Origin of the sequence: Frigidibacter sp. SD6-1, assembly GCF_030143255.1 — a bacterium.
GTDB lineage: Bacteria > Pseudomonadota > Alphaproteobacteria > Rhodobacterales > Rhodobacteraceae > TMP-24.
Window position 1 is genome coordinate 174,435 of record NZ_JARJNR010000007.1, and the last position, 14,414, is coordinate 188,848.

At 66.7% G+C, this 14,414-nt stretch carries 15 protein-coding genes; 6 read left to right on the top strand and 9 right to left on the bottom strand.

Annotated elements, in window-relative coordinates:
- Nucleotides 1-16 precede the first annotated feature (16 nt).
- The 3 genes from P0645_RS14370 to P0645_RS14380 are packed head-to-tail and all read left to right on the top strand — an operon-like array spanning nucleotide 17 to nucleotide 2,168.
- Complete coding sequence (locus tag P0645_RS14370) at nucleotides 17-682, top strand: Tim44/TimA family putative adaptor protein (RefSeq protein ID WP_284165275.1); 666 nt, start codon at nucleotides 17-19, stop codon at nucleotides 680-682.
- A complete protein-coding gene (locus tag P0645_RS14375) occupies nucleotides 679-1,575 on the top strand; it encodes an MltA domain-containing protein (RefSeq protein WP_284165276.1) in 897 nt (298 codons plus the stop codon). The genes P0645_RS14370 and P0645_RS14375 overlap by 4 nt, the downstream gene beginning before the upstream one ends.
- A complete protein-coding gene (locus P0645_RS14380; RefSeq protein WP_284165277.1) occupies nucleotides 1,572-2,168 on the top strand; it encodes a Smr/MutS family protein in 597 nt (198 codons plus the stop codon). Before P0645_RS14375 ends, P0645_RS14380 begins: the two co-directional genes overlap by 4 nt.
- On the opposite strand, the gene P0645_RS14385 is transcribed toward P0645_RS14380, so the two are convergent.
- From P0645_RS14385 to hslV, 4 genes are read right to left on the bottom strand one after another with little or no spacing between them, the layout of a single operon-like run.
- Complete coding sequence (locus P0645_RS14385) at nucleotides 2,169-3,329, bottom strand: alpha/beta hydrolase (protein ID WP_284165278.1); 1,161 nt, start codon at nucleotides 3,327-3,329, stop codon at nucleotides 2,169-2,171.
- A 22-nt stretch (nucleotides 3,330-3,351) separates the two neighbouring features.
- Nucleotides 3,352-4,653, bottom strand: a complete 1,302-nt coding sequence (gene hslU, locus P0645_RS14390) for an ATP-dependent protease ATPase subunit HslU (protein ID WP_284165279.1) — start codon at nucleotides 4,651-4,653, stop codon at nucleotides 3,352-3,354.
- 3 nt (nucleotides 4,654-4,656) lie between these two features.
- The gene (locus tag P0645_RS14395) at nucleotides 4,657-5,748 is read right to left on the bottom strand and encodes a hypothetical protein (RefSeq protein ID WP_284165280.1); all 1,092 of its coding nucleotides are present in this window, start codon (nucleotides 5,746-5,748) and stop codon (nucleotides 4,657-4,659) included.
- Nucleotides 5,741-6,298, bottom strand: coding sequence for an ATP-dependent protease subunit HslV (gene hslV, locus P0645_RS14400; protein ID WP_284165281.1), 558 nt, complete (start codon nucleotides 6,296-6,298; stop codon nucleotides 5,741-5,743). The genes P0645_RS14395 and hslV overlap by 8 nt, the downstream gene beginning before the upstream one ends.
- 114 nt (nucleotides 6,299-6,412) lie before the next feature.
- On the opposite strand from hslV, the gene P0645_RS14405 reads away from it, so the two are divergent.
- Genes P0645_RS14405 through P0645_RS14415 form a run of 3 tightly spaced genes read left to right on the top strand, consistent with a single transcriptional unit; the run spans nucleotide 6,413 to nucleotide 8,787 of the window.
- On the top strand, nucleotides 6,413-7,342 hold the full coding sequence (locus P0645_RS14405; RefSeq protein WP_284165282.1) for a hypothetical protein: 930 nt from the start codon (nucleotides 6,413-6,415) through the stop codon (nucleotides 7,340-7,342).
- Nucleotides 7,343-7,400: 58 nt separating this feature from the next.
- Nucleotides 7,401-8,009, top strand: a complete 609-nt coding sequence (locus tag P0645_RS14410) for a uracil-DNA glycosylase family protein (RefSeq protein WP_284165283.1) — start codon at nucleotides 7,401-7,403, stop codon at nucleotides 8,007-8,009.
- Nucleotides 8,002-8,787, top strand: a complete 786-nt coding sequence (locus tag P0645_RS14415; RefSeq protein ID WP_284165284.1) for an SseB family protein — start codon at nucleotides 8,002-8,004, stop codon at nucleotides 8,785-8,787. The genes P0645_RS14410 and P0645_RS14415 overlap by 8 nt, the downstream gene beginning before the upstream one ends.
- A gap of 82 nt (nucleotides 8,788-8,869) precedes the next feature.
- Here the strand turns inward: P0645_RS14415 and P0645_RS14420 are convergent, their stop codons facing one another.
- Genes P0645_RS14420 through mreC form a run of 5 tightly spaced genes read right to left on the bottom strand, consistent with a single transcriptional unit; the run spans nucleotide 8,870 to nucleotide 14,411 of the window.
- The gene (locus P0645_RS14420; RefSeq protein WP_284165285.1) at nucleotides 8,870-9,805 is read right to left on the bottom strand and encodes a 2-hydroxyacid dehydrogenase; all 936 of its coding nucleotides are present in this window, start codon (nucleotides 9,803-9,805) and stop codon (nucleotides 8,870-8,872) included.
- Between the two features lie 2 nt (nucleotides 9,806-9,807).
- A complete protein-coding gene (rodA, locus tag P0645_RS14425; protein ID WP_284165286.1) occupies nucleotides 9,808-10,947 on the bottom strand; it encodes a rod shape-determining protein RodA in 1,140 nt (379 codons plus the stop codon).
- Nucleotides 10,944-12,890, bottom strand: a complete 1,947-nt coding sequence (gene mrdA, locus P0645_RS14430) for a penicillin-binding protein 2 (RefSeq protein ID WP_284165287.1) — start codon at nucleotides 12,888-12,890, stop codon at nucleotides 10,944-10,946. The genes rodA and mrdA overlap by 4 nt, the downstream gene beginning before the upstream one ends.
- Nucleotides 12,887-13,483, bottom strand: coding sequence for a rod shape-determining protein MreD (locus P0645_RS14435; RefSeq protein ID WP_284165288.1), 597 nt, complete (start codon nucleotides 13,481-13,483; stop codon nucleotides 12,887-12,889). The genes mrdA and P0645_RS14435 overlap by 4 nt, the downstream gene beginning before the upstream one ends.
- Complete coding sequence (gene mreC, locus P0645_RS14440) at nucleotides 13,476-14,411, bottom strand: rod shape-determining protein MreC (protein ID WP_284165289.1); 936 nt, start codon at nucleotides 14,409-14,411, stop codon at nucleotides 13,476-13,478. Before mreC ends, P0645_RS14435 begins: the two co-directional genes overlap by 8 nt.
- Nucleotides 14,412-14,414 lie beyond the last annotated feature (3 nt).

The window sequence follows — 14,414 nt, forward strand, 5'->3', positions numbered from 1 at the left end:
GGGCGAAGGAAAGCCCATGAACAATTCGATCATCCAGCTTCTCGTTCTTGCCGGTGTGGCGATCTTTCTGATCCTCAAGCTGCGCAGCGTTCTCGGCACCCGGGACGGGTTCGAGGGTCGTTCTCAACCGGATGCGCTGCCCAATCCGGCGCGGCGAGAACGGCGCGGCTTCGACGTGATCGAGGGCGGCCCCGACCGCGATATCACCGATCATGTGCCCGAGGGCAGCGACAGCGCCGCCGCGCTTCAGGCGATGAAGAATGTCGAGCCGGACTTTTCCGTTGGCACCTTCCTTCAGGGCGCGCGCGGCGCCTACGAGATGATTCTCGGCGCCTTCGCGAACGGCGATATCGACAGGATCCGCCCCTTCCTGTCCCCCGAAGTCGCCGCAAGCTTTGCCGCTGTGGTCGAGGACCGGAAAGCGAAGCGCCTGACGGTATCCAGCGAATTCCTCGGTATCCGCGAGCTTTCCGTGCAGTCTGCCGCATTCGACCGTGCCGGGAATGAGGCGGAAGTGACAGTGCGCTTCGTCGCGGAACTCATTTCCTCGACCCGCGACAGCGCGGGCGAGGTGGTCGAGGGCGACCCCAAACATGCGCGCAAGCAAAAGGACGTCTGGACCTTCGCGCGTCGCATGGGCGCGAATGATCCGAACTGGCAGCTCGTCGCCACCGGGGAATGAGCGCGGCGCCGGGTGTCGCGGGCCTGCAGGGCTGGTCGAACGACGACCATGAGGCCGCGCTGGCTGCCTATGCGGCAAGCATTTCCATTCTGCCTGGCCATTGGCCCCGCCCCGATGGCCGTCCGGCGCGCGCCTTCTTTCAGGAAGCCTTCGACATCGACGTGTCGGCCGAGGGCCTTCTGACCGGCTATTACGAGCCCGAACTGCAAGGGTCGGACCGCCCGCAAGGCAGGTTCCGTTTTCCGCTCTATTCCCTGCCGCCCGATCTGGACCCGGGTCGCCCGTGGCACGACCGTGCCGCAATCGAGGTGGGCGATCTGCTGGCGGGGCAAGAGCTGGTCTGGCTCGACAGCGCCCTTGAGGCGTTCCTCGCGCAGGTACAAGGCTCGGTCCGGGTGCGGCTGTCCGACGGGTCGGTGCGACGCTTCGGCTATGCCGGAAAGAATGGCCAGCCCTATTCCTCGATCGGCAAGGAACTGATCCGGCGCGGCGCCTTGGCGGAAAGCGACGCCTCGGTCGCCGCGATCCGGGCCTGGGCGGCAGCCAACCCCGCAGACCTGCCGGATCTTCTGCGCGTGAACCGCTCCTTCGTCTTCTTCCGTCCGCTCGACCTCGACCCCGCGCTCGGCCCCATCGGAACCGCCGGTTGCCCGGTCACGCCGCTGCGCTCGCTCGCCGTCGACCCCGACCACATCCCCCTCGGCGCGCCGGTCTGGGTCGAATGGCAGGGCGCAGCGCGGCTCATGATCGCGCAGGATACCGGCGGGGCGATCCGGGGCGCGGGGCGGGGCGATATATTCTTCGGCACCGGCGGGGCGGCTGGCGACGCGGCCGGTGCCCTGAAATGCACAGGGCGGCTGACGCTGCTTGTCCCCAGGGCGGGCAGGGCATGAGCCGCCGCCGCCATCTGAGCCCGGAGGAGCGCGAGCTCTGGAACCGTATCGCCGCCTCGGCGCGCGCACTCAGGCCCGAGCGGCCGGTGCCGCATGATCCGGCGCCGCATCCGAAGGTGGCGCCGAAGGCACCGCCGCACCGGGCACCCGACCTTGCGCCCTTCGTACTCGGCGAACGGGCCTTGCCGCGCGCCGCCACGCACAACCTTTCGCCCGCACCGCACGAAAGGCTGAAGGCCGAACCCTTGCGCATGGATCACAAGACCTTTGGCCGCATGGCGCGCGGCAAGCTCGCGCCAGAGGCGCGGCTTGACCTGCATGGCATGACCCTGTCCGAGGCGCATGCCGAACTTGTCCATTTCGTGCTGACCTCGCAGGCGGCGGGTCTGCGGCTTCTCCTCGTCATCACCGGCAAGGGCAAGGCGAAGGACAGCCACGGGCCTGTCCCCGACCGGATCGGCGCCCTGCGCCATCAGGTGCCGCACTGGCTGATGCTGCCGCCCATCGGCTCGCATGTGCTGCAGGTTGCGCCCGCGAGCCTGCGCCACGGCGGGCAGGGCGCCTACTACGTCTATCTCAAGCGCGGCCGCTGATCACTGGTCGGCGATCGCCGTCACTGGCGACAGGATGATCTGTGTGGCGCTCTGCAAGCTGAGGACGACACCCCCCAGAAGCCCGGGCCTGCCCGTCCGATCCGAGGCGAATGCGGAATCCACGTCGCCGATCCGGCCAAGGATCGACAGAAGCGCGGGTGAATTGCCGACATTGAAATGCCCGCCGCCGGTCGAGAAGGCGGTGGTGTCGATCAGCGTCACCTCCAGATCGGCCAGCTCCGACGGGTCCCTGAGGTTGCCCACCCGGTCACGCTGCCCGGTCAGCCGGGCGGAAAGCGCCAGCGCCTTGTCTTTCTTCGAAGTGAAGATCAGGAAGGGCTGCGGCAGCCGCCCGATCCGGCGCGCCTGTTCATGGAAGACGTCGATATCGATGTCGGGAGACATCAGCACCACGCCGTCGATACCGGCGATCAGGCCGCGCTTGCCGCCAATCGCCATCTGCCGCAGCGTTTCCATCGCCACCATGCAGCCGATCGAATGGGCGATGATCGTCACGCGCCGCGCGCCCGCCGCACGGACCTGACCGATCAGCTCTTCCAGCCCATCACGAGCGAAAAGCGCGCTGTCGCGATCATAGACATAGCCAAGCGGGCTGGCGCGCGAGGGCCAGGAATAATGGACGAGCACGGCCCCGATCTGCAGATCATGGCCAAGTTGCGCCAGACGGTAGGTACCTTCGGCGAACGTGTTGTTGAAACCGTGAATGAAGATGACCGCATCCCTCCTGGTGCGCAAGGCCCGCACCAGATCGGCCCGGAACGCGCCGGGTCCGTCATAGATTTCCTGTGCTGTCGCCACGAACTCCGTCTCTGGATCGGCCTTGTGCTTTTTCGCGGGCCAGTCGATCTCTCCCGGCCGGTGGCCCGGCGGGATCGACACGTCGACCCGGACGAAGCGCAGGGTGGCGGTGCGCCCCCTGCCGAAGGGCTCCGCCTCTTCCTGATCGAAGCCGCGTGTCGTGCCGATGAAGACCTGCTCGCTCGCGCCAAGACCCCTGGCTTCGGGCACGATCTTGATCGCGCCGCGCGCCGCGCAGGCGGCAAGCGAGGCGACCGACAGCGCGAGGATCGCGCGGCGCGGGATCAGGCCGGGCGCCTCCTCGTACGCTTCGCGTCTCGTCGGCAGGCCCGAAGAGCGCACGAAGTGCGACGATGAGGGCCTGTCAGAGCACATAGCGGCTGAGGTCGGCAGACCGCGCCAGATCGCCCAGGTTCGTCTCGACGAAAGCCGCATCCACCGTCACCGCCTGCCCCGACCGGTCGGGGGCATGGAAGGAAAGTTCCTCGAACACCCGCTCCATCACGGTGTAAAGCCGCCGCGCGCCGATATTCTCGACAGAGCGGTTCACCTCCGCCGCAATGCCCGCCAGCGCGGCGATCCCCTCGGGCGTGAAGGTCACGCCGACCCCCTCCGTCTCCATCAGCGCCGCATATTGCCGGGTCAGCGCATTGTCGGTCTCGGTCAGGATGCGCACGAAATCCGCCTCGGTCAGCGGCCTGAGTTCCACCCGGATCGGCAGGCGGCCCTGCAGTTCGGGCAGCAGGTCCGATGGCTTGGCGATATGGAAGGCGCCCGAGGCGATGAAGAGAATATGGTCGGTCTTCACCGGCCCGTATTTGGTCGAAACCGTCGTGCCTTCGATCAAGGGCAGAAGATCGCGCTGCACCCCTTCGCGGCTGACATCCGCGCCGCGCGTCTCGGCCCGGGCGCAGACCTTGTCGATCTCGTCCAGAAACACGATCCCGTTTTCCTGCACCGCCTCCAGCGCCGCGGCCTTCACCGCCTCGTCATCCAGAAGCTTGTCGGCCTCTTCCGCGATCAGCAGATCGTAGCTTTCCGCGACCGTCATCTTGCGCCTGATCCGCCGCCCGCCGAAGGCCTTTCCGAATATATCGCCCAGGTTCATCATGCCCATCCCGGGCTGGCCGGGCATTTCCATCGCGGGGAAGGGGCTGGAGGTATCGGCAACGTCCAGCTCGATCAAGGTCTTGTCCAGCTCGCCCTTCTTCAGCTTGGCGCGGAACATCTCGCGCGTCTGTTCGCGCGCATCCGCCCCGGCGACCGCCTCGACCACCCGGTCCTCGGCCGCCTTGTGGGCACGGGCCTTCACCTCCTCGCGCATCCGCTCGCGGGTTTCCGCGATCGCCGTGTCCATCAGGTCGCGGATGATCTGGTCGACATCGCGCCCGACATAGCCCACCTCGGTGAATTTCGTTGCCTCGACCTTAAGGAAGGGCGCGCGGGCAAGCTTCGCCAGACGCCGCGAAATCTCGGTCTTGCCGACGCCCGTTGGCCCGATCATCAGGATGTTCTTCGGATAGACCTCTTCGCGCAGGTCGTCCGGCAGCTGCTTGCGTCGCCAGCGGTTTCTGAGCGCGACCGCGACGGCGCGCTTGGCATCCGACTGGCCGATGATGAAGCGGTCAAGCTCCGAGACGATCTCGCGCGGGGTCAGGTTGGTCATGGATCAGGCCGTATATGGGGGAAGGCTGGACTTGCCGGGGAAGTCCGGCAGCGCGCGCATCAGGGCGCCGCGCAAGGGCACCCACCAGGTGCCGAGCGCGGTGATGAAGAACCCCAGGATCAAGAGGATGAAGGCCCAGTGGCCGGGCCCGGCATCGTCGGCGCCGTTCCGCACGATCCAGGAAATGACGAGTGCCACATAGACGATCCCCGCAGTCAGAAACGACCGGCGGTCGATGACGAGCGCGAGCGCCGCGATAAGTGCCAGCGCAGCGCCCGTCGCAGCCATCCCGGCCGTGCCGCCGATATTCATCAGGGTCAGCGCGACCGTATTGACCAGCGCGGGCGCGGCCAGAAGGTGCAGCCAGAAGGCGGTCGCTGCATGGCGGCCAAGCCGGTGCGGGTCGCGCGTGTCGAACCACATGCCCGCAATAAAGGCAGCGATCCCGAAGCCGAGCGTGGCAAGCGAGAAGCGCGGGCTTTCGCGCAGGTCGAAGATGCCGTTCGCCATCCCGCCCCGCATGTCGAAGATCGCCTCGACCGAGGCGGTCAGCCCGTAAAGCGCCAGAAGGCCGAAGCCGCCGAGGATGAACATCGAAAAGGGCAGCTTGAAACGCCAGTACCAGATGGCCATCGCCGCCATCGCCGCGATATTGGCCACGACGAACGCCCCCCGGTCGGCGAGATCGCCGCTTGCAAGAAGCGTCAGCACCATCAGGTAGACGCCGGTCCCGTAGGCAACCGCCAGCACCATCGACGGCAGGTTCATCCGCCGTTCCAGCGTGAAATAGGTGGCCCACCACCAGGCGATGGCGGCAGAGATCGCAGGCAGCGCGACCATCATCGCGAAGCCGCCGAACCAGGCGAGCAACAGCGAGATGCCCGACAGAAGGATGATCAGGCCGAGCGAGACGAAAATCTCGGAAAAGCCCTTGAAGAATTCGAAAGGCTCGTCCTCGGCGGGCATCGTCGCGCGTTTGCCCTGCCGCGTCGCGGCCAGCGCCGAAAGGCCCGCCGCCTGCGCCTCGCTCATCAGGCCCGCCTGGACCGCCGCCCGAAGGTCGGATGCGGCGATGGTGTTTGCCTCGTCAGCCACTGATACGCTCCACCGTGAGATTGCCGTTCGTATAGACGCAGATGTCGGCGGCGATCGCCATCGCCCGGCGCGCGACCTCTTCCGCCGAAAGGTCGCTGGCCATCAGCCCGCGCGCCGCCGCCAGCGCGAAGTTGCCGCCCGAACCGATGGCGGCCACGTCATGTTCGGGTTCCAGAACGTCGCCCGCCCCAGTCAGCACGAACAAGGCCTTGCCGTCGGTCACGATCAGCATGGCCTCCAGATTGCGCAGATACTTGTCCATGCGCCAATCCTTGGCGAGTTCCACGCAGGCGCGCGACAATTGGCCGGGCGCGGCCTCAAGCTTTTTCTCCAAACGCTCCAGCAGGGTAAAGGCGTCCGCCGTCGATCCGGCAAAACCCGCCACCACCTCATGCCCGCCCGGCGACAGCCGCCTGACCTTGCGCGCGGAGCCCTTGATCACCGTCTGGCCGAGGCTGACCTGCCCGTCACCCGCCACCACAACCTCGCCGCCCCGTCGCACGGCCAGGATCGTGGTCCCATGCCAGCCGGGGAATTTCTCGTCGCTCATGCCAAAGGTCCGTCCTGGGCTCCGTTTCGCCAGATATGGGTCATGGAAACCGGCAGGGCAAGCGGTGGTTCTGCGGCTTGCCGTGCGCGGTGTCGCATGGGTAGTGTTCCGCCCATGACAGCTGCACGTTCCGTCCGCATCCATCTTGGTCCCCAGATCCTCGACGCCGCCCGCGCCGGGCGTCACAATTTCCTCAACCGGCTGACGGATGTGCTGCGCGAATGTGGCTACGAAACCGAATACCGCGAGACGAATTACGCCGAACGGATCGCCACCGGCGCGCTGCCTGGCTGGTCGATGTTCGAGATGGAACCGCCCGAAGGCCCGCGCTCGCTGGTCTTCCGCCTCGCCTATGTCGCGCCCTTCTGGCAGATCGACCGGACCGACCGGCGCTGGGACTGGTCGGTGGCTCAGGCGGCCTTCGACCCAGATCCGCGCCACCGGCAAGAGGCGGAAAGGTTCGCCGCCTTCTGGCGCCGCCGCCTCTATGGTTCGGCGACAGAGAGCGTGGTGCGGGGCGGTGTGATCTTTGTACCTCTGCAGGCGCGGCTTCTTGACCGGCGGCCGTTTCAGGCGATGTCGCCCGTCGAGATGCTTGACTGGCTGCTTGTCCGGTTTCCCGGCCGCAAGATCGTGGCGACACTTCACCCCAGGCATGATGTGACGGAGGAGGAGCGGGCCGCGCTTGCGGCACTGACGGCGCGGCACGGTAAGCTCACGGTCGACCACCGCTCTGCCCCTGAGATGCTCGCTCGCTGCGATTTTGTCGCGACCGAGAACAGCGCGGTCGCGTTCGAGGCGCTCTTCTTCCGCAAGCGCGCGCTCCTCTTCGCGGGGATCGACTTCCACCACCCGTTCGCCTCGGTCTGGCGCGACGGCGAGGCGAAGGCGCTTGCCGATCTGGAAGGCGAGCCGCCGGATTTCGACGCCTATCTCCACTGGTATTTGCAACGTCAGAGCCTGAACGCAGGGCGCGAGGATTTCCGGGTCAAGACGATGAGGCGCCTTGGCGATCTGGGGATGGACCTGCTGGTCGAGGGCTGAAGCGAATGTGACCGGCCCTCTGGTTGCCGGTATGTGACCGCTTCGCTAGCCTGCGGCCATGACCGCCGCCCGTTCCGTGACCGAAGAGATACCGACCTGCAGGCTCTGCGTCGATCGGTTCGCGGCGACCGCGACGGCGCATGTGCCGCGCCCGGTCGTCTGGCTGTCGCGGAGCGCGCGCATCCTGATCGCCGGGCAGGCGCCCGGGGCGCGGGTCCATGCCTCTGGCAAGCCGTTCGACGATCCGTCGGGCGCGCGGCTGCGCGACTGGCTGGGGCTGGACGAGGCGACGTTCTGGGACCGGTCGCGCGTGGCCTTCCTGCCGATGGCCTTCTGCTTTCCCGGATATGACGCGAAGGGCGCCGACCTGCCGCCGCCACCGATCTGCGCCAGAACATGGCGGGCACCGCTTATGGCCGACCTGACGCAGGTGCGGCTTACCTTCCTGATCGGCGGCCATGCCCAGCGCTGGCATCTCGGACCGCAGGCGGTCGCGGGCGGTGTGACAGCCACGGTCGCGCGCTGGCGCGACCATGTGCCACGGCTTTTCCCCTTGCCCCATCCGTCCTGGCGCAATAGCGGCTGGCTGAAACGCAATCCCTGGTTCGGCGCCGAGCTTCTGCCGCGCGCCCGGGCCGCCGTGGCGGAGGTTCTGGCCGATGGCTGAGTCGAGCGCGCTTGACCGCGCCCACCGCGAGATGATCGCCCGCCCCGAGGACGAGGCGGCACGGCGCACCTATTATCACAGGCTCGCGGCGGCGGAACTCTGCCTTCTCCTAGACAGGGAGCCGGAGGGCGACGATCTGGCGCCGACCGTGGTCGACCTCGACGAGGGCAAGTTCATCCTTGCCTTTGACAGCGAGGAGCGGTTGGCCGCTTTCGCCGACGGCCCGGTTCCCTATGCCGCCCTGCCGGGTCGGGTAATCGTCGGGCTGCTTGCCGGACAGGGGATCGGCGTCGGGCTGAACCTTGGGTCTGAGGAAACAGCCTTCCTGATGGCCGCCGTGGCGGTCGACTGGCTTGCCGAGCTTCTTGCGGCAGAGCCAGTGGCAGGCGCCGCGCGCCCCGTCGGATGGGCTGCGCCTGCCCGGCCCGAAGCGGCAGAGGCGCTTTCGGCCGCGCTGTCCGGTCTTGGCGTGCTCGCCGAAGGCGGTTGGCTGGTGACCGTTCGGCATGCAGACAGCCGCGTGGCGATGGCGTTGGTGATCGAAGGCGCAGCGCCGGGGGCGGAAGGCCCGCTTGCCAAGGCCGCTGCCGAGGCTTTGGCCCTGACCCTCGGACCGGAAGAGGCGGATGTGCTGTTCCTGTCCTCGGAGGAGTGCGCGGCGCTTGGGCTTGCTCGTTTCGCGGCGCCGGTCATCCTGACGCGTCCGGTGGCACCGGCACCGATGTCCGAGCCCTCAGCGCCCGGATCAGACCCGGATCGTCCGCCGCGCCTGCGTTGAGCGCGCCGGATTTCTGCAAGAAATCCGGTCCGGAGCCTTTCAAAGGCTCCGTGCCGATGTTTTTGAAAACATCGGTCCCGCGTCAGTAGCCGCGCGCCATGTCGACGAGATTGAGGAAAGGCTCGCCCGCCTCGCCGCGCCGGATGTTTTCGACAAGCTTTTCGCAAGCTGACGGAACCCTCGTGTCGGCGGCGATATGGGGCGTGACCGTCACGCGCGGATGCGCCCAGTAGGGATGAACGGCCGGCAAAGGTTCGGTCCGGAAGACATCGAGCGTCGCATGGCCGATCTGACCCCTGTCGAGCGCCGCAAGAAGCGCCTCATCGTCGATCAGCGGCCCGCGCCCGGGGTTGATGATCACCGCGCCTTTCGGCATCAGGGCCAGCCGCCGTGCGTTCATCAGGTTAGTCGTCCCCGCCGTAAGCGGCAGAAGCAGGACGGCGATCGCTGCCGTCGACAGGACATGATCCAGCCCCGCCTCGCCGGAATGGCAGTCGATCCCGGCGATCTCCTTGGGGTTCCGGCTCCAGCCCATCACCGGGAAGTTCAGAGCGGCGAGCGCCCGGGCAGAAGCCGCGCCAAGCTCCCCCAGACCCAGCATCGCCACGGGGCGTTCGCGGGCGAGCGACGGCAGGATGTGGTTGCGCCAGACGCCATCCTGGCCGTGGATATGGGCATCCATTCCGAGGTGATGGCGCAGGACATGGCCGACCACATATTCGACCATGCCCTCGGTCAGTTCGTTGTTGACCATCCGGGCCAGCGGCATCGTCAGCGTCGGGTTGGGCACGATCTTCTCGACCCCCGCCCAGAGGCTGAGCACCGCCTTCGCCCGGGTGTAGGGGGAAAAGTCGCGCAGGCCGCTCGCGGGCGCATAGACGATGTAATCGACCGCCGACGGATCGGGCGCCTCGTCCGACAGCCGCGCCGCGATGCCAGCGCGCGCCAGCGCCGCCGCCAGCGGTTCGCGGTACTCGGCCCAGTTCTCGGGTCCGGCAGAGACATGGATATTCAGCATTTCTACCTCGGCCTGTGGATATGGGCGCTTTGCACGAGGCCAAAGCCCATCAGAAGGATGATCATCGCCGTCCCGCCGTTCGAGACGAGCGGCAAGGGCACGCCGACAACCGGTAACATCCCCATCACCATCCCCATATTGACCGCGATCAGAAGGAAGAAGGCGGTGGCGATCCCGTAGGTGACAAGCGCGCCGTAGCGGTCACGGTTGGAAAAGGCCGACAGGAAGCAGAAGCCGATGATCAGCACATAAAGCGCCAGAAGCGAGATGCCGCCGACGAAGCCGAATTCCTCGGCCAGCGTGTTGAAGATGAAATCGGTGTGCTTCTCTGGCAGGAAATTCAGCTGCGACTGGGTGCCTTGCATGAAGCCCTTGCCGCTCCAGCCGCCCGAGCCGAGTGCGATCTTGGCCTGCATGATGTTGTATCCCGCGCCAAGCGGGTCGGCGGAGGGGTCGAGGAACGTGTCGATCCGGCGGAACTGGTAATCCTTGATCAGTTGCCAGCTGGTGCCCCGGCTTTCGAAGACCGCGGATACCAGACCGATCGCCGTGCCGATCACGGCGCCGAAATACCAAAGGCTGACGCCAGCCACGAGCATCACCGCGCCGCCGCCCGCAAGCAGCAGAAGCGTGGTGCCGAGGTTCGGCTGCTTGAGGACGAGTGCCGCCGGTATCAGGATCAGCAGGACCGGGATCAGGACCCACAAGGGGCGCGAGACCTTCTGCGGGTCGAGCCAGTCGTAATAGGCGGCAAGCATCATCACGAGGGTGATCTTCATCAGCTCCGACGGCTGCAGCCGGATCGGACCAAGCTCCAGCCAGCGCTGGGCGCCCATGCCCATCGAGCCGAAAAGCTCTACCGCGACGAGCAACAGGACGGTGCCGACATAGCCGACGACAGACAGGCCCTTCCAGACCTTTATGGGCGTAAAGCCGATCACGAACATCACGATCAGGCCGACAGCGAAGCGCTTCATCTGCGGTTCCGCCCAGGTGCCCAGATCGCCGCCCGCGACGGAATAGAGCATCAGGAACCCGATCGAACTGACCGCGCCGATCAGGAAGACCAGCGGCCAGTGCACATGCAGGATCTTGCGCCATCCGGCGGGCGAGGTGGCGAGACTGTAGTCAAGATAGCTCATGCCCGCGAAATGCCTCCGGTCGTGAAGGTCGAGGGGTCGGCCAGCGGCATCTTTTCGAGCAGTTCCCGCATCTTTTCGCGTTGGGCGGATGGGTAGACGTCCAGAGGCGGCAGCCCGTCAAAGAGCGCGTAGAGAAGGATGTCGCGCGCCAGTGGCGCCGCGACGGCGGAGCCGCCGCCGCCATGCTCGACCACGACCGAGACCGCAACGCGCGGCGCATCATAGGGGGCGTAGCAGACGAAAAGCGCATGGTCGCGGCGTTCCCATGGCAGGTCCTCGTTCCGGGTCACGCCGGCGGCGCGTTCGGCGGCCGAGATGTTGCGGACCTGGCTGGTGCCCGTCTTGCCCGCCATCACCACCGACGCGTCGACCGTGCGGCTGGCCGAAGCCGTGCCGCGATTGCCGTTCATCACCGCATGCATGCCGCCCCGGACTGCGGCGAGATGCGCCTCGGGAATGCCGAGGGGCGGAGCCTCCGGTTTGGGCAGGGGGACATCGTCGAGCGCCTTGATCAGCCGGGGCGAAAGCGCCTTGCCGGTTGCCAGACGCCCGGCCATGACAGCAAGTTGCAGCGGAGAGGCAAGCACATAGCCCTGGCCGATCGCACTATTCAGGGTATCGCCGATGATCCAATCCTTGCCGTATCGCGTCTGTTTCCACAGCTTGTCCGGCGCGACCCCTTCGGACACCGCCGACATCGGCAGATCATGCTTCACCCCGATCCCCAGCCGCCGCGCCATCTCGGCGATCCTGTCGATGCCGACGCGCTGGGCGATCTCGTAGTAATAGACGTCGCAGGACTGTTCGAGACTGCGCTCCATATCCACATGCCCATGCCCGCCGCGCCGCCAGCAATGGAACTTGCGGTCGCCGAGCTGGGTGAAACCGGGGCAATAGACCGTCTCGCCCGGGCTGACCACGCCCGCCTCGAGCGCGGCAAGCGCCGTGACCATCTTGAAGGTCGATCCGGGCGGATAGGCGCCCTGAACCGTCTTGTCGGCCAGCGGCCGGTGATCGTTTTCGGTCAGAAGCGCATAGTCCGCGCTTGATATACCGCGCACGAAAAGGTTCGGATCGAAGGTGGGCGCAGAGCCAATGGCAAGGATGTCGCCAGCCTCAAGGTCAATCGCGACCGCTGCGGCACTTTCGGCCCCGAGCCGCGCGATGAGGAAATTCTGCAGCCGTGCATCGAGCGTCAGCACGACATTGGCGCCCGCATCGCCTTCGCGCCGGTCGATCTCGCGCATCTCGCGGCCGCGGACGTTCACTTCCACCCGCTTGACGCCCGCGCTGCCGCGCAGCACCTCCTCAAGCTTTGCCTCGATGCCAAGCTTGCCGATCTGGAATTTCGGGATCTGCAGGATCGGATCGGGGTTTTCCATCTTCGACAGATCATAATCGCTGACCGGCCCGACATAGCCCAGCACATGGGCGAAATCGCCCCGGTGCGGATAGATGCGCGACAGGCCGACCTCGGTCGAGACGCCGGGCAGCGCGGGCGCATTGACGGCGACGCGCGAGAACTCCTCCCAGGTCAGCCGGTCGGCGATGGTGATCGGCAAGGTCGGGCTGCGTTTCTCGATCTCGGCGATCAGCTTGGCGATATCCTCGTCCGACAGCGCGATGAGCCGCGACAGGTCGGCCAGGGCACCCGGCACATCCTCGGTATCCTCGCGGATGATGGTGATGCGGTAATTCTGCTCGTTCCCGGCCAGAAGCACGCCCTTGCGATCCTGAATGAGGCCGCGTGCGGGCGGGATCAGCCGGATCTTGATGCGGTTCTCGTCGGCCAGAAGCTGAAACTCGCCCGCCTGCTCGATCTGCAGCTGCCGCATCCGCCAGGCCAGCGCACCGATGAAGGCACCTTGCAGCGATCCAAGCAGGAAACCGCGCCGCGTCATCTGCCGCGAGGCTTCGACGACAAGGTGCTGGGCCCGCCTCATATCCGGTTCCCCCAGCTATCCACTTCGCCCGGCGCGGCGCGGTGCAGGCCGAAGGTCAGCTGCATCAATCCGGCGAGCAGCGAATAAAGCAGGATCGTTGCGCCCATGTGAACGAGGACCGGGCCAAACCCGACCTGCGGCACCATGAAGATCGTCAGCACCAACCGATTGGCCAGCACCATTGCGGCGATCACCGCCCCCGCCATCAGCCATTCACCGACGAAGGGCAGATCGCGACTGCGCGCCTCGCGCGATCGCAGGAATTCGGTGCCGACGACGACGATCAGGGTCCAGAGGCCCGGTGGCCGCCCCGACAGAAGATCGTCCAGAAGGAAGGCCGCGGCAATCAGCGGCGCGGGCACGAAATCGGGCCGCCGCTGCACCCAGACAAGTGTCAACGCCAGCAGCATGTCGGTGCCCGGCCAGTCGTGCGGGTAAAGCCAGCCGGGCATGACGTCGACGATTCGCTGCGGCAGTGGCCAATCCTGCGGCAGGGCCGACAGGGGCAGAAGCCGGAAGAACAGGATCAACACCGCGAGCGCGAGGAAAAGCGCCCGGAACCCCCAGAGCTTTGCCGTGCGCGGATCAACCATCGCCCGCCTCCCCCGCGGCGGGCGTCAGCGCCGCCGGATCGGGAAAGGACAGCGACGGCGCGACCGGCGCGGGCGGCGGGATCAGGACGCCCGCCTCGTTGATCTGCTCGGCCGGATGGCTGCGCAGCACACGCACGAAATCCAGCCGGTCGTAATCGGCCGCCAGCCGCACCCGGAACCGGTTGTCGGTGGTCTTGACCACCGTGCCCACAAGGATGCCCGCCGGAAAGACCCCGCCGTCGCCCGACGAAATCACCCGGTCGTCGGGCCGCACCTGTTCCGGCGCCTCGATGAAATCCAATGGCGGTGCCGCTGAATTGTCTCCCACCAGCATCGCCTTCTGGCCCGAGGGCTGGATGGTCACCGGAATGCGGCTGGAGGCATCGGTCAAGAGAAGCAGGCGCGACGTATTTTCCGCGACACCGGAAATCCGCCCCACCAGACCCAGCCCGTCCATCGCCGCCCAGCCGTCGACGATCCCGTCGCGGGCGCCGACGTTCAGAAGCACCGACTGGCGGAAGGGCGACCCGCTGTCGGCCATCACCACGCCCGACACCGAGGTGAGTTTCGGATCGAGCCGCACCTGGTTCTGCGCCAGGAGCTTGGCGTTCTGCTGCTCCAGCTGAACCGCCGCCTCCTTCCAGGCGCGCATCTGCTGCAATTCGCGCCTCAGCTCCTGGTTCTGCTCGTAGATGCGGGCGTAGGACTGGAAACTGTCGATCATGCCCGCGACTTTCGTCACCGGCGCCATTGCCCAGTCCATCGACGGCACGATACGGTCGATCAGCGCATTGCGCATCCGTTCGACCCGCGGGCTGTCGATCCGCCACAGAAGGAACGTCGCGCCAAGCACGAGGACAAGAATCGCGATCATCACCCGCCGGACCGGGCCGCGATAGTCCAGATCGCTCATGCGTTCTCTTGCCACGGT

Bases quoted from the DNA above. Each gene is read 5' to 3' on its own strand.
- P0645_RS14380 (WP_284165277.1), top strand. From the start codon at position 1,572: ATGAGCCGCCGCCGCCATCTGAGCCCGGAGGAGCGCGAGCTCTGGAAC.
- hslU (WP_284165279.1), bottom strand. From the start codon at position 4,653: ATGACCAACCTGACCCCGCGCGAGATCGTCTCGGAGCTTGACCGCTTC.
- mrdA (WP_284165287.1), bottom strand. From the start codon at position 12,890: ATGAGGCGGGCCCAGCACCTTGTCGTCGAAGCCTCGCGGCAGATGACG.
- P0645_RS14370 (WP_284165275.1), top strand. From the start codon at position 17: ATGAACAATTCGATCATCCAGCTTCTCGTTCTTGCCGGTGTGGCGATC.
- hslV (WP_284165281.1), bottom strand. From the start codon at position 6,298: ATGAGCGACGAGAAATTCCCCGGCTGGCATGGGACCACGATCCTGGCC.
- P0645_RS14375 (WP_284165276.1), top strand. From the start codon at position 679: ATGAGCGCGGCGCCGGGTGTCGCGGGCCTGCAGGGCTGGTCGAACGAC.
- P0645_RS14420 (WP_284165285.1), bottom strand. From the start codon at position 9,805: ATGCTGAATATCCATGTCTCTGCCGGACCCGAGAACTGGGCCGAGTAC.
- rodA (WP_284165286.1), bottom strand. From the start codon at position 10,947: ATGAGCTATCTTGACTACAGTCTCGCCACCTCGCCCGCCGGATGGCGC.
- P0645_RS14435 (WP_284165288.1), bottom strand. From the start codon at position 13,483: ATGGTTGATCCGCGCACGGCAAAGCTCTGGGGGTTCCGGGCGCTTTTC.
- P0645_RS14410 (WP_284165283.1), top strand. From the start codon at position 7,401: ATGACCGCCGCCCGTTCCGTGACCGAAGAGATACCGACCTGCAGGCTC.
- P0645_RS14405 (WP_284165282.1), top strand. From the start codon at position 6,413: ATGACAGCTGCACGTTCCGTCCGCATCCATCTTGGTCCCCAGATCCTC.
- P0645_RS14415 (WP_284165284.1), top strand. From the start codon at position 8,002: ATGGCTGAGTCGAGCGCGCTTGACCGCGCCCACCGCGAGATGATCGCC.